Source organism: Streptomyces phaeofaciens, assembly GCF_014648915.1.
Lineage (GTDB): Bacteria > Actinomycetota > Actinomycetes > Streptomycetales > Streptomycetaceae > Streptomyces > Streptomyces phaeofaciens.
In genome coordinates this window covers 187,497-211,190 of sequence record NZ_BMSA01000003.1, presented here as the reverse complement: position 1 = coordinate 211,190, position 23,694 = coordinate 187,497, and the positions used below count along the sequence as shown (strand labels likewise).

The following is a 23,694-nucleotide window of genomic DNA, read 5'->3' as shown; positions in this document are numbered from 1 at the left end:
GCCGGACGGGACCTTGCGGACACGGCCTCAGAAGCCGTGCGGCAGCCACGGGGCCGTCGGTGCCCCGAAGCCCACGGCCGCCGCCGCCAGCGCCCCCGGCCGCAGCTCCCGCACCCGCCCCGCCGCGGCCAGCGCGGCCAGGCTCACCCCGCCGAGATACGCCGCCCCCAACTCCCGTACCGACAGGGCGAGATCGGCTGCGTCCGCGGTACGCCCGCACGCCGCGCCCCGGGCGTCGCCGGTCAGCCGCCAACGCCCCTCGTTCCAGGGGCAGAAGGCGTCCTCGACCTCCAACACCACATCCACCGGCGCCTGGTAGGTCCGCGCCTGGAGAGCCGCGCCCACGTCCACCAGCCGTACGTGCAGGGAGTCCCGCACCCGCAGCCGGCAGCGGCGGACGTCCGACACCTGGTACCGCCACGCCTCGTCCAGCGGCCGCCCCCGCACCTTCAGCGAGGTCGTCAGATCGATCCCGAACAGGAACCGCCACAGGGCCGCGTCCGTGACCGGATCGACCCCCGCCAGATCCTGGAGCAGCACCTGGCCGTTGTGCCCGGTGTCCGTCCACTCCGGCCGGACCCGGAAACGGGCGTACCCGGTCACCTCGCCGTCCCGCTCGGCGACCACGCACTGGAGCGCCGACGCGCCGTCCCGCTCGGTCTCCGCCTCCAGCACCCCGAGCCGCTCCCACCCGGGCAGCCGGGCCAGCATCCCGGGCCGCCCGGCCACCGTCCGCGCGTACACGGCCTCGCACACGTCCAGCTCCGCGACGGGATCCGCGTACCGCAGCCGTACGTCGTCCACCCCGGCCGGCGCGGACAGCCGCACCCGGCTCGTGTCGATCTCGGCGTGCAGCCCGAACGTCGCCGCGTCGTACCCGAACCGGCCGTAGATCATGGGCTCGGAGGCGGTGAGGACGGCCAGCGGCTCGCCCCAGGCCCGTACGTCGTCCAGCTGCCGCCGCATCATCGCCGTGAGCAGCCCGCGCCGCCGGTGCGTCTGGCTCACCCCGACCATCGTCACCCCGGCCGCCGGCACGGACGCCCCGCCCGGCACGGTCAGCCGGAAGCCGAACGCCCCGGCGGTGCCCACCACCCGCTCGCCGTCCCACGCACCGACGGACCGCTCGCACACCGTGAGCGCCCGCCACAGCTCCCGTTCCTCGGCCGACTCCGAGACCCCGCCGAACGCCCGCAGCAGGGTGTCGTACCAGCTGTCCCAATCGTCCTGCCGCAGCGTCCGCAGCTCGGCCGCGGAAGAGGTCGCCCGCCCCGCCGGCCGTGTCGTCGTACCCGCAGTGGTCGCACCTGTCGTCATGGGTCCATGCCTAGCAGCACATTGCGGGACGAGCCAGCAAATTTCTCTCTCCTGGCGACGCGAGCGCTTTCCGTGAAGTTCACTGTGAAGTTGAAGCTCGGACGGGGGACAAGTGGGACCTCCCGTGCCAAGCGGCGGGTTGGATGGATAGGGTCCCGAACTAATGGCATCAGGACGACAGCGGCGAGCGGAAGCCGAAACGTCGACGGCCCGGTTGAAGCACTGGATGCACCGGGTCCGCACCGGCGTGCGCAGAAGCGCCGTGGACTACTTCCGCGGTGACGGCTCGGACTGGATCGCGCTGGCCCTGCTGCTGCTCACCGTTCCGCTGATCGCGGCCACCACCCTCGCCAACTCGGTGTGGTGCTCCCCGGCCGCCCTGGTCCTGCCGATCGTCGCCGGCGGCCTGCTGCTGCGCCCGTCGAGCCTGCTCAGCCTCTACGCCGCCGCGGCCACGGCACTGATCGTGGAGTCGGTCCAGCTGGGCCCGTACACGCAGGGCCCGTCCCGGGTCACCCCGGGCGTCGTCCTGGTCGTCGCCGCATGCGGTTTCTTCGGTCTGCTCATCGCCCAGTTCCGCAGCCGGGTCGGCGTGCCCTGGCGGCGCGGCGGCACCATGCTCTTCGACCTGCGCGAACGGATCCGGGTGCAGAGCAAGCTCCCGAAGCTGCCGCAGGGCTGGCACCGGGAGATGGCCCTGCGGCCGGCCGGCGGCCAGTCGTTCTCCGGTGACTTCGTCGTCGCGGCCCGTACGAACGGCGGCCGCACCATGGAGGTCGTCCTCACCGACGTCTCCGGCAAGGGCATGGACGCGGGCTCCCGGGCCCTGCTGCTGTCCGGCGCCTTCGGCGGCCTGCTCGGCTCGCTGCCGCCGCACGCCTTCCTCCCGGCCGCCAACGGCTATCTGCTCCGCCAGGACTGGGACGAGGGCTTCGCGACCTCCATCCACCTCGTTCTCGACCTCGACTCCGGGGACTACGAGCTGTACTCCGCCGGGCACCCGCCGGGCCTCCAGCTCAGCGCCGGCAGCGGCCGCTGGGAGGAGAAGGCGGCCGAGGGGCCGCTGCTCGGCGTCTACGAGGGCGCCCAGTTCGACCCCGTGAAGGGGTCGCTGCGCCCCGGTGACGTGCTCATGCTGTTCACCGACGGCCTGGTGGAGACCTCCGACCGGGACATCGTCGAGGGCATCGACCGGCTCACCGGCGAGGCCGACCGCTATGTCGCCGGCGGCTTCCAGGGCGCCGCCTGGCATCTGATCGAGGCGGTCGCCAAGGACGTCAACGACGACCGTGCCCTGCTGCTGGTCTGCCGCGAGGGCCCGACGTCCCAGCCGGCCCTGCTCTCCTGAGGGGATCCGCATGCTCACCCTGGCCGAGGTCGAGACCCTCGCCCGCGCCGCCCACGAGGGCCAGACCGACAAGGCGGGCCGCCCCTACGCCGAGCACCTGCACGCGGTCGCCGAGGGCGTACGGTCCCGCGGCGGCGACGACGAGCAGATCGCCGCGGCCTGGCTGCACGACTCCGTCGAGGACGACGCCCTGACCGGGGAGTGGCTGTGCGCGGCCGCGCTGAGCGACCGTACGAAGCGAATCGTCCTGGCGGTCACCAAACGGGCGGGCGAGCCGCCGCGGGCGTACGCGGCCCGGATCCTCGCGACCCCCGGCGCGCTGCTGGTGAAGGAGGCGGACCTCGCGCACAACGCGGACCCGGCCCGCCTCGCGGTCCTGGACGAGCCGACCCGGACCCGGCTGACCGAGAAGTACGCCCGGATGCGCGCCCTTCTCGGCCTGCCGCCCGGGCCCGTCGACCGACGCCCGGGACCTTGACGCCCGGGACCCGGCCCGGACAGGCGTCCTAGGCGCTGACCTTCTCGCCGCGCCGTTCCCGCTCCCGCTCGCCCGCCTTCTCGCGTTCCCGTGCCAGCTCGGCCGCGTCCCGTTTGAAGGCCCACTCCATCCGGGGCTCCATGACGAACCGGAAGACCCGCTGGACGGGCGGCGTGCACAGCAGGGTGACGGCGACGGCCACGGCCGCGCTGACGGCGATCTCACCGAGCGGCCGGTGCAGCCAGGCCTGGTCGAACCAGCCGCGGTAGTCGGCGCCCTTCAGCAGGAAGCCGTGCAGCAGATAGCCGTACAGGGTGCCCGCGCCGAGGGCCGTGCACCACAGGGTGCGGCCCGGGACCCAGGAGAAGAAGCAGGCCGTCAGCACCAGGGAGCAGCCGAACAGCGCGAGCTGCATGACGGGCCCGGCCCACCAGGGTGCGCCCATCTCCTGCGCGGCGTCGCGGTGGTAGAACCAGGCGCCGTTCATCCGCGGCACCGCCCACCAGGCGAAGGCCAGCGCGACGGCGAACACCGGCACGGCCGCGATCCGCACCGAGCGGCGGCGCACCAGCCGGAAGTGCTCCGGCCGCAGGCACAGGCCCAGCACGAAGAACGGCAGGAACTGAAGGACCCGCTGGAGGTCGAGGTCGTCGCCGATGTCCGGGCTGACGGACGCCAGCGCGGCGACGCCCAGCGCCACCGGCAGCGGATGGCGGACGGTCTTCCACAGGGGTGTGGTGAGCCGCCAGATGAAGAGCGCGACCAGGAACCAGGTCAGGTAGTAGGGGTCGAGGAGGCTGAGCTCCTGGCCGGGGGAGTCGTCGACGTAGCGCTTGAAGAGCGAGTAGGCGGTCTCGAAGACGACGTACGGCACGGCGATCCCGGTGACCAGCCGCCCGAGCTTGCCGGGGCTCGCGTCGAAGCCGCGGGAGAAGAACCCGGAGATGACGATGAACGCCGGCATGTGGAACGCGTACACGACCATGTAGGCGGCCTGGAGCACCCGGCTGTCGCCCTTGAGCGGCTCCCAGGAGTGGGCCACGGCCACCAGGACGATCGCCAGGTACTTGGCGTTGTCGAAGAACGCGTCACGCCGCTTGGACTGTCTGTCCTGGGGCCGGTGGTGCTGATCTTTCTCGCCCAGGGGGGAGCGCGGACTAGTCACGGGAGACGAAGCGGCGTGGAACATCTGAAGCACCCTAGCGTTGTCTGTGGCTATGCGTAAAACAACCGAGGTCATTCCTGGTTATTGGCTGCGGGTACCCCGATATTCACCGGAGTTGATGTCCTGGATGTCACGATTCATCTAGACTAAAAGGTACATAACGTCCTCTGGGGGTGGGGTGTTGAGGTACCTGTGTCCACAATTCGAATTCCCTGCGCGCGTGTTGTGTGGAGCGGGAAACGATCTCCCTCAATTCCCTGTGGGGGGTGGGCTTCGAATTGCTGTGCGGGGTACGCGCGCCCGGGCGACGGGGCAATGATGTGTCACGAGCCGCATAGGGAGGCCGGGTTGGTGGCACCATGGTCTCTGGCGGGGGTGCGCGGCGCTGCGTCCCCGGGCCGGGAGTGCGGACCGACCGAGGGTGTGATCAGTGTGGCCATTTCACTGTCAGTGGTGCTGCTGTTGGCGATCATCCTGGTGGTGCTGATCCGGGGCGGCAACATCAAGGCCGGCCCCGCCATCGTCGCCGTCCTGTTCGGATTCTTCCTCGCCTCGACCGGCATGGCGCCGTCGATCAACCGTTTCCTCGACTCGCTCGCGGACACGATCAACTCGATCAGCTTCTGAGGAACGCCGGCCGGGGAACGCCGAAGGCCCGGGCGGAGGAGTCGGCCTCCGCCCGGGCCTCGGGCGTATGGAGCGGGCGACGGGAATCGAACCCGCGTAGCTAGTTTGGAAGACTAGGGCTCTACCATTGAGCTACGCCCGCACAGGCGTGCCGCACACCGGGTGACCGCGGCACTGCACGCATCGTAGCGGGTCGGCCGCCTCGCCCGCACACCCCGTTCCGGGCCCGCGCCGTCGTGCCCCCGCGCGCTCCCCGAAAGGGGCGGTCAGGGGGCTTGTGGGCATGTACCCTACGTGTCGCACCACGGGGTGTGGCGCAGCTTGGTAGCGCGTCCGCTTTGGGAGCGGAAGGCCGTGGGTTCAAATCCCGCCACCCCGACCACCTGCGCGATCACGGAGTGCGCCCGGCCGGTGATCGTCTTTGGGCGGCCCGGCCGCTGCGGTTACTATGCAAGCTGCGCGCCCGTGTGTCCGTGCCCGGCCTTCCGGCCCACGAACTCCCCCGGGCGACGAATCGCCGGACCTGTCAGGCCCCGGCGAAAACCAAGCAGTCAGCCACAAGGAGACCGAACCGTGAAGAGCGCCGTGGAGACCCTGAACCCGACTCGGGTTCGGCTCACTGTCGAGGTGCCCTTCGAGGAGCTCAAGGACAGCCTCGACGCGGCGTACAAGAAGATCAACCAGCAGGTCTCGGTGAAGGGTTTCCGTAAGGGCAAGATCCCTGCCCGGGTCATCGACCAGCGGTTCGGCCGCGGTGCGGTGCTGGAGGAGGCCGTCAACGACGCGCTGCCGAAGTTCTACACGGAGGCCGTCAACGAGGCGGAGATCGACGTCCTCGGCCAGCCCGAGGTCGACATCACCGAGCTGAAGGACGGCGAGACGCTGAACTTCACCGCCGAGGTCGACATCCGTCCCGCCCTGGAGCTCCCCGAGGACTTCTCCTCCATCGAGGTCGAGGTCGACGCGGTCGAGGTGACCGAGGACGACATCGACAAGTCCGTCGAGCAGCTCCGTGAGCGCTTCGCCTCCACCTCCCCGGTCGAGCGCGCCTCCGAGGACGGCGACGTCGTGACCGTGGACCTCGAGGCCAAGGTCGACGGCGAGGTCCTGGAGGACGGCATCGCCAGCGGTGTCTCCTACACCATCGGCTCCGGTGAGCTGCTGGACGGCATCGACGACGCCGTGAAGGGCCTGGAGGCCGGTGGCGAGGCCACCTTCACCTCCGAACTCAAGGGCGGCTCGGCGGCCGGCAAGGAGGCCGAGGTCTCCGTCAAGGTCACCCAGGTCGCCGCGCGCGAGCTGCCGGAGCTGGACGACGAGTTCGCCCAGCTCGCCTCCGAGTTCGACACCCTCGACGAGCTGAAGGCGGACAGCCGCAAGCGCCTCGAGAACATGAAGCAGTACGACCAGGCCACGCAGGCCCAGGAGCGCGTCCTGGAGAAGCTGCTGGAGCTCGTCGAGGTGCCCGTCCCCGAGAAGCTGCTCGAGGACGAGGTCAACACCCGCAAGCACAACCTGGAGCACCACCAGCTCGGCCAGATGGGCCTCGACCTCGCGAAGTACCTGGAGATCCAGGGCAAGACCGAGGAAGAGTTCGAGACCGAGACCCGTGAGGCCGCGGTCAAGGGCATCAAGACCCAGTTCGTCCTGGACGAGCTGGTCAAGCGCGAGCAGCTGAACGTCAACCAGGAGGAGCTCACCGAGCACCTCATGCGCCGTGCCGCTTCCTCGGGCATGTCCCCCGACCAGTTCGCCCAGGCGGTCGTCGAGGGCGGCCAGGTTCCGCTGCTCGTCGGCGAGGTCGCCCGCGGCAAGGCCCTGGCGCTGGTCGTCGAGGCCGCCACGGTGAAGGACACCAACGGCGAGGTCATCGACCTCGACGACGAGGACGAGGTCGAGGCCGCCACCGAGACGGTCGAGGCCGTCGAGGGCGCCGTCGAGGCCTCCGACTCCGCCGAGGAGAAGAACGAGGCCTGAGCCTCGTCTCCGACGCTTGTGCGACGGGCCCCGGAACCTTGTGTTCCGGGGCCCGTTCCCGTCCGGGGCCGCTACGCCCCCGGCGAACACTCACCTCTCCGGGATTCTCCGAAGGGACCCGCGCGTTAGGGTCCATGAATACGAGGGCAGGGGAGTCCCCGTTGCCCCCGGCAGTACACGTGAGACGGCCCGGCGCCGTCGTAAGACGAGCAGGTGGATACGTGACGAATCTGATGCCCTATGCCGCCGGCGAGCCTTCCATCGGTGGTGGCCTCGGCGACCAGGTCTACAACCGGCTGCTCGGCGAGCGGATCATCTTCCTCGGCCAGCCGGTCGACGACGACATCGCCAACAAGATCACCGCACAGCTGCTGCTCCTTGCCGCCGACCCGGACAAGGACATCTACCTCTACATCAACAGCCCCGGCGGTTCGATCACGGCCGGTATGGCGATCTACGACACCATGCAGTTCATCAAGAACGACGTGGTGACCATCGCCATGGGCCTCGCGGCCTCGATGGGCCAGTTCCTGCTCAGCGCGGGCACGCCCGGCAAGCGCTTCGCCCTGCCGAACGCCGAGATCCTGATCCACCAGCCCTCGGCCGGCCTGGCCGGCTCGGCCTCGGACATCAAGATCCACGCCGAGCGGCTGCTGCACACCAAGAAGCGCATGGCCGAGCTGACCTCGCAGCACACCGGCCAGACGGTCGAGCAGGTCACCCGTGACTCGGACCGCGACCGCTGGTTCGACGCCTTCGAGGCCAAGGAGTACGGCCTCATCGACGACGTGATTCCGACGGCCGCCGGCATGCCGGGCGGTGGCGGCACCGGGGCGGCGTAAGCCACACCCGACGGCAGGGCCGCGCAGGTCCCCCGACCGGGGATCCGCACGACCGCCTCCGGCAGGGCCACCCGGCCCGGCAGGGCCGCAGGGCACCGCGAAGGCCGTGAGGCCCCGCAGGTCCGAGCGGTCCGGCAGGGCCCGCGGAAACCTCGCAAGGGCCTCGCAGCCCCGGCAGGGCCGCCGGGCCTCCGCAGGGCCGCACCCCGCACGGGCCGCACGGTCCGGCAGCGGGCCGCACAGCTCCGCAGGGGTCGCGCGACGACCCGGGCGGGCCGCTGCGGCCCCGCGCAGGCCGCAGCGGCCGCAGGGTCGCACGGCCCCCGCAAGGGCAACGCAGCCCCGCAAGGGCCGCGCAGCCCGGCAGGGCCGCCACGGCCCCGCCGGACCCCGCGAACCCCGCGAGGCCGCCGTGAGGCGGGTCGCCAGGGCCTCCACGGCCCCGGAGACGCCCCGACGGCCCCGCAGGGCTCACGAGGCCCGGCAGCGGCCGTCAGGCCCTCGGGACCCCAGGGCCCCGCAGGCCGGCCGAAGCCCCGCGAGGACCCGCCCGGACACCGCCGTCGACAAGCCCCGCCCAGCCCCTCCAGCCACCGCCCCAGCCCCTTTCCAGGAGACACCGTGAACGACTTCCCCGGCAGCGGCCTCTACGCCCGTACGGCGGCCGAGTACACCGGTCCCCGAGCCGAGTCCCGCTACGTCATCCCGCGCTTCGTGGAGCGCACCTCGCAGGGCATCCGCGAGTACGACCCGTACGCGAAGCTCTTCGAGGAGCGCGTGATCTTCCTCGGCGTGCAGATCGACGACGCCTCCGCCAACGACGTCATGGCGCAGCTGCTGTGCCTGGAGTCGATGGACCCCGACCGCGACATCTCGGTCTACATCAACAGCCCCGGCGGCTCCTTCACGGCGCTGACCGCGATCTACGACACGATGCAGTTCGTGAAGCCCGACATCCAGACGGTCTGCATGGGCCAGGCGGCCTCCGCCGCCGCGATCCTGCTGGCCGCCGGTACGCCGGGCAAGCGCATGGCGCTGCCGAACGCCCGGGTGCTGATCCACCAGCCGTACAGCGAGACCGGCCGCGGTCAGGTCTCCGACCTGGAGATCGCCGCCAACGAAATCCTCCGGATGCGCTCGCAGCTGGAGGACATGCTGGCCAAGCACTCGACCACGCCGATCGAGAAGATCCGCGAGGACATCGAGCGCGACAAGATCCTCACGGCCGAGGACGCGCTGTCGTACGGCCTGATCGACCAGATCATCTCCACCCGGAAGATGAACAACAACTCACTGCGTTGACGCACGGGGCGCTCTCGTCCGTACCCCTTGGCACGGTGTGACACGGTCCACGTGGAAGTGAACCGTGCCAAGGGGGGCCCGAACGGGGGTCCCGGCAAGGTACCGTCGGAATAAGGCAGCACCAGGAGCCGCTGGATTCGAAAGCGTCCAGTCGTCTCCCAGGCGAAGGGGAAGCACACCGTGGCACGCATCGGTGACGGCGGCGATCTGCTCAAGTGCTCGTTCTGTGGCAAGAGCCAGAAGCAGGTCAAGAAGCTCATCGCAGGGCCCGGTGTGTACATCTGCGACGAGTGCATCGATCTCTGCAACGAGATCATCGAGGAGGAGCTCGCGGAGACGAGCGAGGTGCGCTGGGAGGAACTGCCCAAGCCCCGCGAGATCTACGAGTTCCTGGAGGGGTACGTCGTCGGCCAGGAGCCCGCGAAGAAGGCCCTCTCCGTCGCGGTGTACAACCACTACAAGCGGGTCCAGGCCGGTGAGAACGGCGGCGGCCAAAGCCGCGAGGACGCCATCGAGTTGGCGAAGTCCAACATCCTCCTGCTCGGCCCCACGGGCTCGGGCAAGACGCTCCTCGCCCAGACCCTCGCGCGCATGCTGAACGTTCCGTTCGCCATCGCCGACGCCACGGCGCTCACCGAGGCCGGTTACGTCGGCGAGGACGTCGAGAACATCCTGCTGAAGCTGATCCAGGCCGCCGACTACGACGTCAAGAAGGCCGAGACCGGCATCATCTACATCGACGAGATCGACAAGGTCGCCCGCAAGAGCGAGAACCCGTCGATCACGCGCGATGTGTCCGGCGAGGGTGTGCAGCAGGCCCTGCTGAAGATCCTTGAGGGCACCACGGCCTCCGTCCCGCCGCAGGGCGGCCGCAAGCACCCGCACCAGGAGTTCATCCAGATCGACACGACGAACGTCCTGTTCATCGTGGGCGGTGCCTTCTCCGGTCTGGAGAAGATCATCGAGACCCGGGCCGGCGCCAAGGGCATCGGCTTCGGCGCGACGATCCGCTCCAAGCGCGAGCTGGAGGCCAAGGACCAGTTCGAGGCCGTCATGCCGGAGGACCTGGTCAAGTTCGGCATGATCCCCGAGTTCATCGGCCGTCTCCCGGTCATCACCTCGGTGCACAACCTGGACCGCGAGGCCCTGCTCCAGATCCTCATCGAGCCGCGCAACGCGCTGGTGAAGCAGTACCAGCGCCTCTTCGAACTCGACGGCGTGGAGCTGGACTTCGAGCGCGAGGCCCTGGAGGCCATCGCCGACCAGGCCATCCTCCGCCAGACCGGCGCCCGCGGCCTGCGCGCCATCATGGAGGAGGTCCTGATGTCGGTGATGTACGAGGTCCCGTCCCGCAAGGACGTGGCCCGCGTGGTCATCACCGCCGACGTCGTCCACTCCAACGTCAACCCGACCCTGATCCCCCGCGAGGCGCGGGGCGGCCGGGGCCCGGGCGAGCAGAAGACGGCGTAGCCGACGGCACCACACGCCGAACACCGCATCGAAGGGGCCCCGGTCGACCGACCGGGGCCCCTTCGACGTGGTGCGGGAACGCGTGCGGGCTACGCCTTGACGCGGACCTCCGAGCGCACCTTGGTGGTGACGTCGATCGCCACGTCCTTGGTGATGCCCTTGGTGGTGTCGCCGGGCGACACCATGACGATGGTGCTGTAGTCGGCCCAGGCGCAGAACCAGTCGGTCTTCGCCTGCTTGGTGGTGGTGTCGGTGCCCTTGGCGGCCTGGCACTTCATGACCGCGCCGTCGATGTCGGCGTCCTCGGGCTCGCCGACCAGTTCGGTCTTGGGGGTGGTGGAGCCGTCGGAGGAGGAGGACTCCTCGGACGACTTCTTGAAGTTGGCGAAGAAGGTGTCCAGCGCCTGCTCGGGATCGGCGATCTTGCCGTAGGCGCCGACGAAGGTGATGCCCTTGGCGGTGGCCAGCTCGCTCTGGTCGGGAATCGTGCTCGGGTCGTCGGGGTCGTAGCCGCTGAGGTCCGCCGTCGAGTAGATGCCGAGAGCCGTCTTGGCGTCCTTCACGCCGCTCTTCTCCAGCTCGCTGGCCGAGTCGTCGCCGCTGCTGGCGCCGTCGTCGGAGACCCGCTTGTAGTCCGTGAGCAGGGTCGTCGGCGTGGCGATCTTGTGCGCGCCGTCGTCCTCCAGGCCGGCCGCGCCGCTGCTGCCGCTCAGGACGAAGTAGCCGGCCACCGCGATCGCCGCGACGACCGCGACCGAGCCGAGGATGATGCCGGTCTTCTTCCTGCCGCCGCCCGGCGCCGGGGGCTGGGGCATGCCGTAGGGGGCCTGGCCGTACGGGGGCTGGCCGTACGGCGGCTGCTGGCCGTACCCGGGCTGCTGGCCGTAGGGCGGGGTCTGCGGGGGTACGCCCTGCGGGGGCTGCGCGGGGTAGCCGTAGCCGGGCTGCGGGGCCGGGGGCTGCTGGGGGTAGCCGTAGCCGGGCTGGGGTGCCTGCGGCGGCTGGCCGTACGGGCCGGGCTGGCCGTACGGTCCGGGCTGCTGGGGCTGCCCGCCGTACGGGCCCGGCTGGTTGTGACTCATCTCTGGGTTCCCCTCCAGATGCTTATGTGATTTTCACATCCTGGCTCAAAGGCAACAGGCTCAGAGCGGCGGGGCCCCTACCGTTACAGAGCAAACACGTTTCGGGACGGCGCCGTGACACCCCTAAACTGGCCCCGTGACCGAGAACGCTCAGCAGCAGCCATCAGCGCCCCACACCGAACTGCCGACCCAGTACGCGCCGGCCGATGTAGAGGGGCCGCTGTACGAGCGCTGGGTAGAGCGCGGTTACTTCGAGGCCGACGCCAAGAGCGACAAGCCTCCGTACACCGTCGTCATCCCGCCGCCGAACGTCACCGGCAGCCTGCACCTCGGGCACGCCTTCGAGCACACGCTCATCGACGCCCTGACCCGCCGCAAGCGCATGCAGGGGTACGAGACGCTGTGGCAGCCCGGCATGGACCACGCCGGCATCGCCACGCAGAACGTCGTCGAGCGCGAACTGGGCAAGGAGGGCAAGTCCCGCCACGACCTGGGCCGTGAGGCGTTCGTCGAGCGCGTCTGGCAGTGGAAGGGCGAGTCCGGCGGCCAGATCAGCGGCCAGATGCGCCGCCTCGGCGACGGCGTCGCCTGGTCCCGCGAGCGCTTCACCATGGACGAAGGGCTCTCCCAGGCCGTCCAGACCATCTTCAAGCGGCTCTACGACGACGAGCTGATCTACCGCGCCGAGCGCATCATCAACTGGTGCCCCCGCTGCCTCACCGCCATCTCCGACATCGAGGTGGAGTACCAGGACGACGACGGCGAGCTCGTCTCCATGAAGTACGGCGAGGGGGACGACACCATCGTCGTCGCCACGACCCGCGCCGAGACGATGCTCGGTGACACGGCCGTCGCCGTCCACCCCGACGACGAGCGCTACCGGCACCTGATCGGCAAGCAGATCCGGCTGCCGCTCACCGACCGCTCCATCCCGGTCGTCGCCGACACCCACGTCGACCCGGAGTTCGGCACCGGCGCGGTCAAGGTCACCCCGGCCCACGACCCGAACGACTTCGAGATCGGCCAGCGCCACAACCTGCCGTCGCTCACCGTCATGGACGAGCACGCGGTCATCACGGCCCACGGCCCCTTCCAGGGCCTGGACCGCCTGGAGGCCCGCTCCGCCATCGTCGCCGCCCTGCGCGCCGAGGGCCGGATCGTCGCCGAGAAGCGGCCGTACTCCCACTCCGTCGGCCACTGCTCGCGCTGCAAGACCACCATCGAGCCGCGGCTGTCCATGCAGTGGTGGGTCAAGGTCGGCCCGCTCGCCAAGGCCGCCGGTGACGCGGTCCGCGACGGCCGGGTCAAGATCCACCCGCAGGAGATGGAGAAGCGGTACTTCGACTGGGTCGACAACCTCCACGACTGGTGCATCTCGCGGCAGTTGTGGTGGGGCCACCGCATCCCGGTCTGGTACGGCCCGAACGGCGAGGTCGTCTGTGTCGGCCCCGACGACGAGGCCCCGACCGGTGAGGGCTGGCACCAGGACACCGACGTCCTGGACACCTGGTTCTCCTCCGGCCTGTGGCCGTTCTCCACGCTCGGCTGGCCCGAACAGACCGACAGCCTCGCGAAGTTCTACCCGAACTCCGTCCTGGTCACCGGCTACGACATCCTCTTCTTCTGGGTCGCCCGGATGATGATGTTCGGCCTGTACGCGATGGACGGCACCCCGCCGTTCCACACCATCGCCCTGCACGGCATGGTCCGCGACCAGTTCGGCAAGAAGATGTCGAAGTCCTTCGGCAACGCGGTCAACCCGCTGGACTGGATGGACAAGTACGGCTCCGACGCGCTCCGGTTCACCCTCGCGCGCGGCGCCAACCCCGGCGTCGACGTCCCGATCGGCGAGGACTGGGTCCAGGGCTCCCGCAACTTCGCCAACAAGATCTGGAACGCGACCCGCTTCGCGCTGATGAACGGCGCCACGGTCGAGGGCCCGCTGCCGGACGCCGCCGCCCTGTCGGCGACCGACCGCTGGATCCTCTCCCGCCTCAACTCCGTCGTCGCCGAAGTCGACGCGCTCTACGAGGACTTCCAGTTCGCGAAGCTCTCCGACGCGCTGTTCCACTTCGCGTGGGACGAGGTCTTCGACTGGTACGTCGAGCTGTCCAAGACCACGTTCCAGGCGGGCGGCGAGGCGGCCGAGGTCAGCAAGCGGGTCCTCGGCGAGGTCCTCGACGTCACGCTGAAGCTGCTGCACCCGGTGGTCCCGTTCGTCACCGAGACCCTGTGGACCACGCTGACCGGCGGCGAGTCGATCGTCGTCGCCCCGTGGCCGACCGACTCGGGCTTCCGGGACGCCGACGCCGAGCGGGAGATCGAGAGCCTTCAGTCGGTGGTCACCGAGGTCCGCCGGTTCCGCGCCGACCAGGGCCTCCAGCCCGGCCAGCGGGTCCCGGCCCGGCTGGAGCTGGACGGCACGCCGTTCGCGGCGCACGAGGCGGCGATCCGCCAGCTGCTCCGCCTCCAGCCGGAGGGCGAGGCCTTCTCCGCCACGGCGACCCTGCCGGTCGCGGGCGCCACCGTCGCGCTGGACCTGTCCGGCACGATCGACGTGGCCGCCGAGCGCAAGCGCCTCGCGAAGGACCTCGCGGCGGCGCAGAAGGAGCGCCAGCAGGCCGAGGCCAAGCTCGGCAACGAGGCGTTCCTCGCGAAGGCCCCGGACAACGTCGTGGACAAGATCCGCACCCGGCTCGCCAAGGCGGACGAGGACATCGCCCGCATCGAGACCCAGCTGGAGCGCCTGCCGAAGGCTTAGGGGGCGTCTCGCGCCCCGTACGTCGGCGAGGCCCCCGGGACCAGGACGGTTCCGGGGGCCTTTGCCTACGTCTGTCGGTGCGCCTCCGTAGACTGGCCCCGTGACCGAGCTCCCCCCGAACGGCAACCACGACCCCTTCGACGACATCATCGAGGCCGAGACCGACCGAGACCCCGATCTCGCCGTCATCGAGGCCGGCAGCCGCACCCTGCGCTCCCAGGGCGGCCGGCCGAGCGCCGACGTCCCCGGCCGCCCCGAGGACCCCGAGGTCGACAAGGCCCTGCGCGAGGTCGAGACGGAGCTGGCCACCCGCTGGGGCGAGACCAAGCTGGAGCCCTCCGTCCGCCGGATCGCCGCGCTGATGGACCTGCTGGGCGAGCCGCAGCGGTCGTACCCCTCGATCCACATCACGGGGACCAACGGCAAGACGTCCACGGCCCGCATGATCGAGGCCCTCCTCGGCGCCTTCGAGCTGCGCACCGGGCGGTACACGAGCCCGCACGTCCAGTCGATCACCGAGCGGATCAGCCTGGACGGCGCCCCGATCTCCGCCGAGCGGTTCATCGAGACCTACCAGGACATCAGGCCGTACATCGAGATGGTCGACGGGCAGCAGGAGTACCGGCTGTCCTTCTTCGAGGTGCTCACGGGCATGGCGTACGCCGCGTTCGCGGACGCCCCCGTCGACGTGGCCGTCGTGGAAGTGGGGATGGGCGGCTCCTGGGACGCCACCAACGTCATCGACGGCGACGTCGCCGTGGTCACGCCCATCGACCTCGACCACACCGACCGGCTGGGGGAGACCCCGGCCGAGATCGCGGGCGAGAAGAGCGGCATCATCAAGCAGGACGCCACCGTCATCCTGGCCCAGCAGCCGGTCGACGCGGCGCAGGTGCTGCTGAAGAAGGCCGTCGAGGTCGACGCGACCGTGGCCCGCGAGGGACTGGAGTTCGGCGTCGTCGCCCGGCAGGTCGCCGTCGGCGGGCAGTTGCTGACCCTGCGCGGGCTGGGCGGCGAGTACCCCGAGGTGTACCTCCCGCTGCACGGCGCCCACCAGGCGCACAACGCGGCCGTCGCGCTCGCCGCCGTCGAGGCGTTCTTCGGCGTGGGGGCCGCGCGGGCCGAGCCGCTCGACATCGACACCGTCCGCAAGGCGTTCGCCGCGGTCACCTCGCCGGGCCGGCTGGAGGTCGTGCGCCGCTCGCCGACGATCGTGCTGGACGCCGCCCACAACCCGGCGGGCGCCCGGGTCATCGCCGAGGCGGTGGGCGAGGCCTTCGACTTCAGCCGGCTGATCGGCGTCGTCGGCGCGAGCGGCGACAAGAACGTACGAGGGCTGCTGGAGGCCTTCGAGCCGATCTTCGCGGAGATCGTCGTCACCCAGAACACCAGCCACCGCGCGATGGACGCGGACGAACTGGCCGCGATCGCCGTCGAGGTGTTCGGCGACGAGCGGGTCCAGGTCGAGCCGCGGCTGCCCGACGCCCTGGAGGCGGCGATCACGCTCGCCGAGGAGGAGGGCGAGTTCGCCGGCGGCGGGGTCCTGGTCACCGGTTCCGTCATCACGGTCGGCGAGGCCCGGCTGCTTCTCGGGAAGGGCTGAGTCCCCAGCCATGCGTACGCTCTGTTCCTCGACCCTGATCGGCGAGTTCTTCATCGTCGGCTTCGCCGGACTGGTCGCCATGAAGGACCCCGATCTGGCCATGTCCACGGTGTGGACGGTGTGCGGGGCCGCGATGTTCTTCTGCGTGGTGCTGTGCGGTGTGATCACCCGGCCCGGGGGCGTGGCCCTCGGCTGGGCGCTCCAGATCGCGCTGGTCGCCGCCGGTTTCGTCGTCCCGACGATGTTCATCCTTGGTCTGCTGTTCGCCGGTCTGTGGTGGGCCTCGGTGCACTACGGCCGGAAGATCGACGAGGCGAAGGCCCGGTTCGCCGCACAGGCCGCGGCCTCCTCGGGGGATACCGCTGACGCTGTGTGACAGGGGCACGGACACGCCCTGTAATCTCGTCCCACCGCACCGGCCGTAGTGCCCACCCGCAGTCGTAAGGAGCCCCTCGTGAGCCAGCGCACCCTCGTCCTCCTCAAGCCCGACGCCGTCCGTCGTGGCCTGACCGGCGAGATCATCAGCCGTATCGAGCGCAAGGCCGGCTGGCAGATCACCGCGCTGGAGCTGCGCACGCTGGACCAGGACACACTGGAGCAGCACTACGGGGAGCACAAGGGCAAGCCGTTCTACGAGCCGCTGGTGGAGTTCATGGCCTCCGGCCCGGTCGTGGCGCTGATCGTCGAGGGCGAGCGGGTCATCGAGGGCGTGCGCGCGCTCGCCGGCCCGACCGACCCGATCGCCGCCGCGCCCGGTTCGATCCGCGGCGACTTCGGCGTCATCGTCCGGGAGAACCTGATCCACGCCTCCGACTCCGAGGAGTCCGCCGAGCGCGAGGTGAAGATCTTCTTCCCGGGCCGCGCCTGAGCCCTCCGGTTCCGGCCGCGCCCCGGGCCGCCCACCGCTGCCGTGGCTGAGCCCGCCGACTGCCGGTGATCGCGGATTTTTCGCGGTTTTTTCTGAGCCTCCGTCAGTTCGCCCACGCGTCCGACCAGGGACGGCCGTACCTTTTCGGCCGTCCTTCGGCATATGCGTGCCGATCGGGGGAACGCGTGCCCCCGATGGACCGTCTCCACAAGCGAGCCGGTCCGGCATCTGCTGACAATGGCGAAGACCCTCGCGCAGTGTTCGGGAAGGCGCGTCTACGATGGAACCCTTCACGTCACAGCACCCACCTCGCCGACCTGAAACAGCCCTCACAAGCTCATGGGAAGGCCAGTCGAATCCTGATGGGGAACTCAATGTCGTTCATCGGCCGTGACATGGCTGTCGACCTCGGGACCGCCAACACGCTGGTGTACGTCAGGGGTCGCGGGATCGTACTCAACGAGCCGTCCGTCGTCGCGATCAACACCAACACCGGTGGCATCCTCGCGGTCGGCGCGGAGGCGAAGAAGATGATCGGGCGGACGCCGGGCAACATCGTGGCCGTGCGCCCGCTGAAGGACGGCGTCATCGCCGACTTCGAGATCACCGAGCGGATGCTCCGCTACTTCATTCTGAAGATCCACAAGCGGCGGTATCTCGCCCGGCCGCGGGTCGTCGTCTGCGTGCCCTCGGGCATCACGGGCGTCGAGCGCCGTGCCGTCATCGAGGCGTCGACCCAGGCCGGCGCCCGTCAGGTGCACATCATCGAGGAGCCCATGGCCGCAGCCATCGGCTCCGGCCTGCCGGTCCACGAGGCCACGGGCAACATGGTGGTGGACATCGGCGGCGGCACCACGGAGGTCGCGGTCATCTCGCTCGGCGGCATCGTCACCGCACAGTCCATCCGCGTCGCGGGCGACGAGCTGGACAACGCGATCATCCAGCACATCAAGAAGGAGTACAGCCTCCTTCTCGGTGAGCGGACGGCCGAGCAGATCAAGATCACCATCGGCTCGGCGTACGACCTCGACTCCGACGAGCACACCGAAATCCGGGGCCGGGACCTGGTGTCCGGGCTGCCCAAGACCGTCGTGATCTCGGCCGCCGAGGTGCGCAAGGCGATCGAGGAGCCGGTCAACGCGATCGTCGACGCCGTGAAGACCACGCTCGACAAGTGCCCGCCGGAGCTGTCCGGCGACATCATGGACCGCGGAATCGTTCTGACCGGCGGCGGAGCCCTGCTGCGCGGTCTGGACGAGCGGCTGCGCCGGGAGACCGGCATGCCGATCCACATCGCCGAGGATCCGCTGGACAGCGTCGCGCTCGGCTCCGGCAAGTGTGTCGAGGAGTTCGAGGCGCTCCAGCAGGTTCTGGACGCCGCGCCCCGCAGATGACGTAACGCTTCGATTCCGCCGTACGGGATGATCTCTCCTCGTGCGGCGGATCGTTGATATCGCGGCATAAGCTCCGACAAAGCGCCCTTGGTCATCCTGGCCAGGGGCTACCCGAATTCCTGAATCCTGGTTCCTGATTTCCTATCGAGGAAGGGCACGGCCGCCGCACGTGAGGGACACACGAGAGAGCCGGCTGCTCCTGGTGCTGCTGGTCGCCGTCGCGTTCGCGCTGATCACGGTCGACATCCGGGGAGGGGAGGATTCCCCGGTCGACGGTGCCCGACAGGCCGCGGCCGCGGTCTTCGGACCGATCGAGGACGGTGTGGCGTCGGCGGTGAACCCCGTCGGCAACGCCGTCTCCGCCGTCCGTGACTCCGACGAGCGACACGACCGGCTCGCCGAGCTGGAGAAGGAGAACGCGGCCCTCGAGGCGAAGCTCGGCAGCGACGACCGCAACCGCAGCCGCCTCGCCCAGCTCGACAAGATGCTGAAGACCGCGGGCGCGGGCCAGTACGGCATCAAGGGCGCGGAGGTCATCGCGATAGGGGCGGCCCAGGGCTTCTCCTGGACGATCACCATCGACGTCGGCGCCCGGGACGGCGTCACCCGCGACATGACCGTCCTGAACGGCGACGGGCTGGTCGGGCGGGTCACCACGGTCGGACCGGACACCGCGACCGTCCTGCTCGCCAACGACCCCGACTTCACGGTCGGCACCCGGATGGAGGCCTCCGACGAGCTGGGCTTCGCCTCCGGACAGGGCGACCAGCCGCTGCGGGTCGAACTGCTCAACGGCAAGGCGGACGTGAAGAAGGGCGACCGGCTGGTCACCTTCGGCTCGCAGGCCGACAGGCCGTTCGTGCCGGGCGTCCCGGTGGGCGTGGTCTCCCGGGTCGACCCCTCCGGCGGCGACCTCACCCGCACCCTCTACGTCACGCCCTACGTCAGCTTCACCAAGCTCGACATCATCGGCGTGGTCGTCGAGGCGCCGAAGAAGGACCCGCGCGACACGGTGCTGCCGGCCAAGCCCAAACCGGTACCCACTCCGACGGTCACCGTCACGGTGACCCCGAACGCCGACGGCCAGCAGCAAGAGCAGCAGTAGGAGCTGACACACCCCATGCGCGTCAACCGGATCCTGCTCTCCGCCCCGCTGATCGTCGTCGCCCTGGTGGTCCAGGTGAGCGTCCTCGCCCGCCTCCATCTGCCCGGCGCCGTCCCCGACCTCCTCCTGCTCACCGTCCTGGGCCTCGCCATGGTCTACGGCCATGTCGGCGGCGCCCTCATCGGCTTCGGCGCCGGCCTCCTCGCCGACCTCGCCCCGCCCGCCGACCACGCGGCCGGCCGCTACGCCCTGGTGCTGTGTGTGATCGGCTACCTCGCCGGGCTGATCAAACCGGAGAACGGGCAGATCAAGTCGGCCACCGGCCCGATGCTGGTCGTGGTCGGCGCCGCGATCGGCTCCACCCTGCTCTACGCGGGCGTGGGCGCCCTCGTCGGCGACACCGCCGCCCGCCATGTCGGCCTGACCGGCCTGCTGTTCACCGCCGCCCTGTACGACCTGCTGCTCGCCCCGTTCATCGTCCCCGCGGTGATGTTCCTGGCCCGGCGGGCGGAGAACGACCCGCTCGGCGAGACCGGCTCCGCCGGCAAGTCGTCGGACATCTCCTCCGGCTGGCTCTCCTCGGGCACGGGGCTGCGCATCGGCGGCCAGCGCGGCGGGCTGAAGATGAAGGTCACCAAGGCCCGGGTGGCGCGGGCCGGCCGGATCAAGGGGGTCAAGCGGCTGTGAGCCCCCGCGAGTTCACCCGAACGGGGAAGCCCGGGCGGAACGAGGCCTCACAGGCCGGTCGTTCATCATTCGTCAGCGCACACACGCCTGCGCACTGAAAGGGGGAGGCAGCAGCAGTGACCAACATTCCCGAGACCGGGCGGACCCCACGGGTCCAGATCCGTCTCGTCGTGATCCAGATCCTCGTCCTCTCCCTCCTCGGCACCCTCGGCGGACGCCTGTGGTACCTCCAGATCCGGGAGGGCGCGGAGTACGCCAAGGAGGCCTCCGGCAACCACGTCCAGCAGGTCGTCGAGCCCGCCGTCCGAGGCTCCATCCTGGACGCGCGCGGAATCCCCCTCGCGGACAACGAGACCCGGCTGGTGGTCTCCGCCTCCCGTACCGACCTGCTCAAGCAGCAGGACGACGGCAAGGCGGTCCTGACCAAGCTCGCGGGCGTCCTCGGCATGGACCCCGAGGAGGTCCTTCAGAAGGTCCGCCTGTGCGACGCCGAGACCCCCCAGCCCTGCTGGAACGGTTCGCCGTACCAGCCGATCCCCATCACCGACGAGGCCACCGCCAAGCAGGCCCTCCAGATCCGCGAGCGCGCCGAGGACTTCCCCGGCATCACCGCCGAGCCGGAGGCCGTGCGGCGCTACCCCGCCCCCGGCAAGTCCAACACCGCCCAGGTCCTCGGCTACCTCTCCCCGGTCACCGACGAGGAGATCACCAAGGCCCAGGACACCGACTCGCCCTATCTGCGCTCCGACCAGGTCGGCCGCTCCGGCCTGGAGCGGCAGTACGACAAGGAACTGCGCGGCAAGGCCGGCGTCACCCGCTACGAGGTCGACAACCTCGGCCGGGTCATCGGCCAGGCCGAGGCGGACGCGGCCCAGCCCGGCTCCAACCTCGTCACCAGCATCGACTCCCGCGTCCAGCGGGTCGCCGAGTACGAGCTGAACGAGGCGATGAAGGAAGCCCGCAAGCAGTGGGACCGCAACACCCAGGAGAAGTACAAGGCCGACTCCGGCGCCGTCGTGGTGATGGAGGCCAAGACCGGCCGGATCGTCGCCATGGCGTCCAACCCGAACTACGACCCCAACGCCTGGGTCGGCGGCATCTCCGCCAAGGACTACAAGAAGCTCACCGGCAAGTCCTCCAACTATCCGCTGCTCAACCGGGCCATACAGGGTCAGTCGGCCCCCGGCTCCACCTTCAAGGTGATCTCGACGGCGGCGGCGGTCGAGGCCGGGTACGCGTTCGACGGCCACTACCCGTGCACCAGCTCCTACTCGGTGGGCGGACAGGTCTTCAAGAACTTCGAGTCGGAGAACTTCGGCCCGATCAGCCTCGGCCGCGCCCTCGAGGTCTCCTGCGACACCGTGTTCTACGGGCTCGCGCACCGGGAGTGGCAGAAGGACGGCGGCATCAAGCCGAAGAAGAGCGCCAACGACTACTTCTTCAAGGCCGCCCACCAGTTCGGCCTCGGCAAGGAGACCGGCATCGACCTCCCCAACGAGGTCACCGGCCGGGTCCCGGACCGCGCCTGGAAGCAGGCCTACTGGGAGGCCAACAAGGACGCCTGGTGCAAGTCCGGCAAGAAGGACGGCAGTTACGTCGAGGTGATCGCCTACGAGAACTGCCTCGAAGGCAACCAGATGCGCGCCGGTGACGAGATCAACTACTCCATCGGCCAGGGCGACACCCTCGTCACCCCGATCCAGATGGCCACGATCTACGCCGCCATCTCCAACGGCGGCACGCTCTACGACCCCACGGTCGGCAAGGCCGTCATCAGCGCCGACGGCAAGAAGGTCACCGAGATCGAGCCCACGTCGCACGGCAAGCTGCCGATAAGCAGGACCACGCTGAACCAGATGGACGAGGCCCTCGCGGGCGTCGCCACCCGCGGTACGGCGGCCTGGCGCTTCGCCCAGGTCGGCTGGCCGCAGGACAAGATCCCGATGCACGCCAAGACGGGTACCGCCGAGGTCTACGGCAAGCAGACGACGTCCTGGTTCACCACGTACACCAAGGACTACGCGGTCGTGATGACGATCTCGCAGGGCGGTACCGGTTCGGGAGCGTCCGGCCCGGCCGTGCGCAACATCTACGACGCGCTGTACGGCGTCGCCGACGACGGCACGATCGACAAGTCCAAGGCCCTGCTGCCCACCCCGCAGAAGAGCCTGCCGACGGTCCGCACGGACGGCACCATCAAGTCCCCGAAGGTCGCCAAGGACCCGGCCAAGGAGCAGCGTCTGAGCCAGCAGGGCGTCCCCGAGCCGGACGAGTCGCAGCCGGCCGGCACCGTGCAGCAGACCGGCACGGGCACCAACCGGGACACCCGCAGGCGACGGCGGAAGAGGGGAAGCCGGAGGATGTGCACATGACCGGCGCGAACAGCTTCTCCGTCTCCGGGTACGGGCCCGAGCGGGCCGGCTGGACCCGGGTCTTCGCCCGTGACTCGCTGGCCCGGCGACTGGACTGGCCGATACTCCTGTCGGCCACGGCCCTGTCGCTGATCGGCTCGGTGCTGGTCTTCTCGGCGACCCGCAACCGCACCGAGATCAACCAGGGCGACCCGTACTACTTCCTGATCCGGCACCTGATGAACACCGGCATCGGCTTCGCCCTGATGGCCGGCACGGTCTGGCTCGGCCACCGCGCCCTGCGCAACGCGGTGCCGGTGCTCTACGGCCTGTCGGTGCTGCTGATCCTGCTGGTGCTGACACCGCTGGGCTCGACGGTCAACGGCGCCCACTCCTGGATCGTGCTGGGCGGCGGCTTCTCGCTTCAGCCCTCGGAGTTCGTGAAGATCACGATCATCCTGGGCACGGCGATGCTCCTGGCCGCCCGGGTCGACGCGGGCGACAGGACGTACCCGGACCACCGCACGGTCGTCCAGGCGCTGGGCCTGGCGGCGGTCCCCATGCTCGTCGTGATGCTGATGCCCGACCTCGGGTCGGTCATGGTGATGGTGATGATCGTGCTGGGGGTGCTGCTGGCCTCCGGTGCCTCCAACCGCTGGGTCTTCGGGATCCTCGGCGCGGGCGCGGCCGGCGCGGTCGCCGTCTGGCAGCTGCACATCCTGGACGACTACCAGATCGCCCGGTTCGCCGCCTTCGCCAACCCGAGCCTCGACCCGGCGGGCGTCGGCTACAACACCAACCAGGCGCGTATCGCGATCGGCTCGGGCGGTCTGACCGGCTCGGGCCTGTTCCACGGTTCGCAGACCACCGGTCAGTTCGTGCCCGAGCAGCAGACGGACTTCGTGTTCACGGTCGCGGGCGAGGAACTGGGCTTCGTCGGCGCGGGGCTGATCGTCCTGCTGCTGGGCGTGGTCCTGTGGCGCGCCTGCCGGATCGCCCGCGAGACGACCGAGCTGTACGGCACGGTCGTGGCCGCCGGGATCGTGGCGTGGTTCGCGTTCCAGTCGTTCGAGAACATCGGCATGACCCTCGGCATCATGCCGGTGACGGGTCTTCCGCTGCCGTTCGTGTCCTACGGCGGATCGTCGATGTTCGCGGTGTGGGTCGCGATAGGGCTGTTGCAGTCCATTCGCGTGCAGCGGCCGATGTCCGCGTAGCGAGCCGGACAGGACGCCGACACCTCGGCGTCCGCCGGTGTTTCACGGCCATTCGGGCCCGGTGGGTACTGCCCTCCGGGCCCGAGTGCGACTAGATTCA

The 23,694-nt window shown here is 70.0% G+C and carries 19 protein-coding genes and 2 tRNA genes; 17 read left to right on the top strand and 4 right to left on the bottom strand.

The window, feature by feature from the left end:
• Nucleotides 1–27 precede the first annotated feature (27 nt).
• Complete coding sequence (locus IE275_RS07875) at nucleotides 28–1,317, bottom strand: GNAT family N-acetyltransferase (protein WP_189709098.1); 1,290 nt, start codon at nucleotides 1,315–1,317, stop codon at nucleotides 28–30.
• Between the two features lie 163 nt (nucleotides 1,318–1,480).
• Here IE275_RS07875 and IE275_RS07870 point away from each other — a divergent pair, with 163 nt between their 5' ends.
• Both IE275_RS07870 and IE275_RS07865 read left to right on the top strand, forming a co-directional pair.
• Nucleotides 1,481–2,665, top strand: a complete 1,185-nt coding sequence (locus IE275_RS07870) for a PP2C family protein-serine/threonine phosphatase (protein WP_189709096.1) — start codon at nucleotides 1,481–1,483, stop codon at nucleotides 2,663–2,665.
• 10 nt (nucleotides 2,666–2,675) lie between these two features.
• Nucleotides 2,676–3,143, top strand: a complete 468-nt coding sequence (locus tag IE275_RS07865) for an HD domain-containing protein (RefSeq protein WP_189709094.1) — start codon at nucleotides 2,676–2,678, stop codon at nucleotides 3,141–3,143.
• Nucleotides 3,144–3,171: 28 nt separating this feature from the next.
• Here IE275_RS07865 and IE275_RS07860 read toward each other — a convergent pair whose 3' ends face one another.
• Nucleotides 3,172–4,332: an acyltransferase family protein gene (locus IE275_RS07860; RefSeq protein ID WP_189709092.1), complete on the bottom strand. Its 1,161-nt coding sequence runs from the start codon at nucleotides 4,330–4,332 to the stop codon at nucleotides 3,172–3,174.
• 408 nt (nucleotides 4,333–4,740) lie between these two features.
• Between IE275_RS07860 and IE275_RS07855 the strand changes: the two genes are divergently transcribed.
• On the top strand, nucleotides 4,741–4,935 hold the full coding sequence (locus tag IE275_RS07855) for a hypothetical protein (RefSeq protein WP_189709090.1): 195 nt from the start codon (nucleotides 4,741–4,743) through the stop codon (nucleotides 4,933–4,935).
• A gap of 68 nt (nucleotides 4,936–5,003) precedes the next feature.
• On the opposite strand, the gene IE275_RS07850 is transcribed toward IE275_RS07855, so the two are convergent.
• Nucleotides 5,004–5,077: transfer RNA gene (locus tag IE275_RS07850), tRNA-Gly, on the bottom strand.
• Between the two features lie 163 nt (nucleotides 5,078–5,240).
• On the opposite strand from IE275_RS07850, the gene IE275_RS07845 reads away from it, so the two are divergent.
• From IE275_RS07845 to clpX, 5 genes are all read left to right on the top strand, one after another.
• A tRNA-Pro gene (locus IE275_RS07845) sits at nucleotides 5,241–5,317 on the top strand.
• Nucleotides 5,318–5,508: 191 nt separating this feature from the next.
• Nucleotides 5,509–6,912 (top strand): trigger factor, encoded by a 1,404-nt coding sequence (gene tig / locus IE275_RS07840; protein ID WP_189709088.1) that lies wholly within the window; start codon nucleotides 5,509–5,511, stop codon nucleotides 6,910–6,912.
• A gap of 233 nt (nucleotides 6,913–7,145) precedes the next feature.
• The gene (locus IE275_RS07835; RefSeq protein WP_189709844.1) at nucleotides 7,146–7,754 is read left to right on the top strand and encodes an ATP-dependent Clp protease proteolytic subunit; all 609 of its coding nucleotides are present in this window, start codon (nucleotides 7,146–7,148) and stop codon (nucleotides 7,752–7,754) included.
• Between the two features lie 621 nt (nucleotides 7,755–8,375).
• The gene (locus IE275_RS07830; RefSeq protein WP_189709086.1) at nucleotides 8,376–9,056 is read left to right on the top strand and encodes an ATP-dependent Clp protease proteolytic subunit; all 681 of its coding nucleotides are present in this window, start codon (nucleotides 8,376–8,378) and stop codon (nucleotides 9,054–9,056) included.
• Between the two features lie 180 nt (nucleotides 9,057–9,236).
• The gene (gene clpX, locus IE275_RS07825; RefSeq protein WP_189709084.1) at nucleotides 9,237–10,526 is read left to right on the top strand and encodes an ATP-dependent Clp protease ATP-binding subunit ClpX; all 1,290 of its coding nucleotides are present in this window, start codon (nucleotides 9,237–9,239) and stop codon (nucleotides 10,524–10,526) included.
• A gap of 89 nt (nucleotides 10,527–10,615) precedes the next feature.
• Here the strand turns inward: clpX and IE275_RS07820 are convergent, their stop codons facing one another.
• Nucleotides 10,616–11,608, bottom strand: a complete 993-nt coding sequence (locus IE275_RS07820; protein ID WP_189709082.1) for a hypothetical protein — start codon at nucleotides 11,606–11,608, stop codon at nucleotides 10,616–10,618.
• 136 nt (nucleotides 11,609–11,744) lie between these two features.
• Between IE275_RS07820 and IE275_RS07815 the strand changes: the two genes are divergently transcribed.
• The 9 genes from IE275_RS07815 to rodA all read left to right on the top strand — a co-directional run bounded on the left by IE275_RS07815 (nucleotide 11,745) and on the right by rodA (nucleotide 23,594).
• The gene (locus IE275_RS07815; RefSeq protein WP_189709080.1) at nucleotides 11,745–14,369 is read left to right on the top strand and encodes a valine--tRNA ligase; all 2,625 of its coding nucleotides are present in this window, start codon (nucleotides 11,745–11,747) and stop codon (nucleotides 14,367–14,369) included.
• A 100-nt stretch (nucleotides 14,370–14,469) separates the two neighbouring features.
• Nucleotides 14,470–15,972 (top strand): bifunctional tetrahydrofolate synthase/dihydrofolate synthase, encoded by a 1,503-nt coding sequence (gene folC / locus IE275_RS07810; protein WP_189709078.1) that lies wholly within the window; start codon nucleotides 14,470–14,472, stop codon nucleotides 15,970–15,972.
• Between the two features lie 10 nt (nucleotides 15,973–15,982).
• Nucleotides 15,983–16,348 (top strand): DUF4233 domain-containing protein, encoded by a 366-nt coding sequence (locus IE275_RS07805; RefSeq protein ID WP_189709076.1) that lies wholly within the window; start codon nucleotides 15,983–15,985, stop codon nucleotides 16,346–16,348.
• A gap of 78 nt (nucleotides 16,349–16,426) precedes the next feature.
• The gene (ndk, locus tag IE275_RS07800) at nucleotides 16,427–16,840 is read left to right on the top strand and encodes a nucleoside-diphosphate kinase (protein ID WP_059205347.1); all 414 of its coding nucleotides are present in this window, start codon (nucleotides 16,427–16,429) and stop codon (nucleotides 16,838–16,840) included.
• Nucleotides 16,841–17,214: 374 nt separating this feature from the next.
• Nucleotides 17,215–18,234, top strand: coding sequence for a rod shape-determining protein (locus IE275_RS07795; RefSeq protein ID WP_030779466.1), 1,020 nt, complete (start codon nucleotides 17,215–17,217; stop codon nucleotides 18,232–18,234).
• 169 nt (nucleotides 18,235–18,403) lie between these two features.
• A complete protein-coding gene (gene mreC / locus IE275_RS07790; RefSeq protein WP_189709074.1) occupies nucleotides 18,404–19,339 on the top strand; it encodes a rod shape-determining protein MreC in 936 nt (311 codons plus the stop codon).
• A 15-nt stretch (nucleotides 19,340–19,354) separates the two neighbouring features.
• Nucleotides 19,355–20,026 carry a rod shape-determining protein MreD gene (gene mreD, locus IE275_RS07785; RefSeq protein ID WP_189709072.1) on the top strand — a complete coding sequence of 224 codons (672 nt, stop codon included), beginning with the start codon at nucleotides 19,355–19,357 and terminating at the stop codon, nucleotides 20,024–20,026.
• Nucleotides 20,027–20,142: 116 nt separating this feature from the next.
• Complete coding sequence (mrdA, locus tag IE275_RS07780) at nucleotides 20,143–22,398, top strand: penicillin-binding protein 2 (protein ID WP_189709070.1); 2,256 nt, start codon at nucleotides 20,143–20,145, stop codon at nucleotides 22,396–22,398.
• The gene (gene rodA, locus IE275_RS07775; RefSeq protein WP_189709068.1) at nucleotides 22,395–23,594 is read left to right on the top strand and encodes a rod shape-determining protein RodA; all 1,200 of its coding nucleotides are present in this window, start codon (nucleotides 22,395–22,397) and stop codon (nucleotides 23,592–23,594) included. Before mrdA ends, rodA begins: the two co-directional genes overlap by 4 nt.
• Nucleotides 23,595–23,694: the final 100 nt, after the last annotated feature.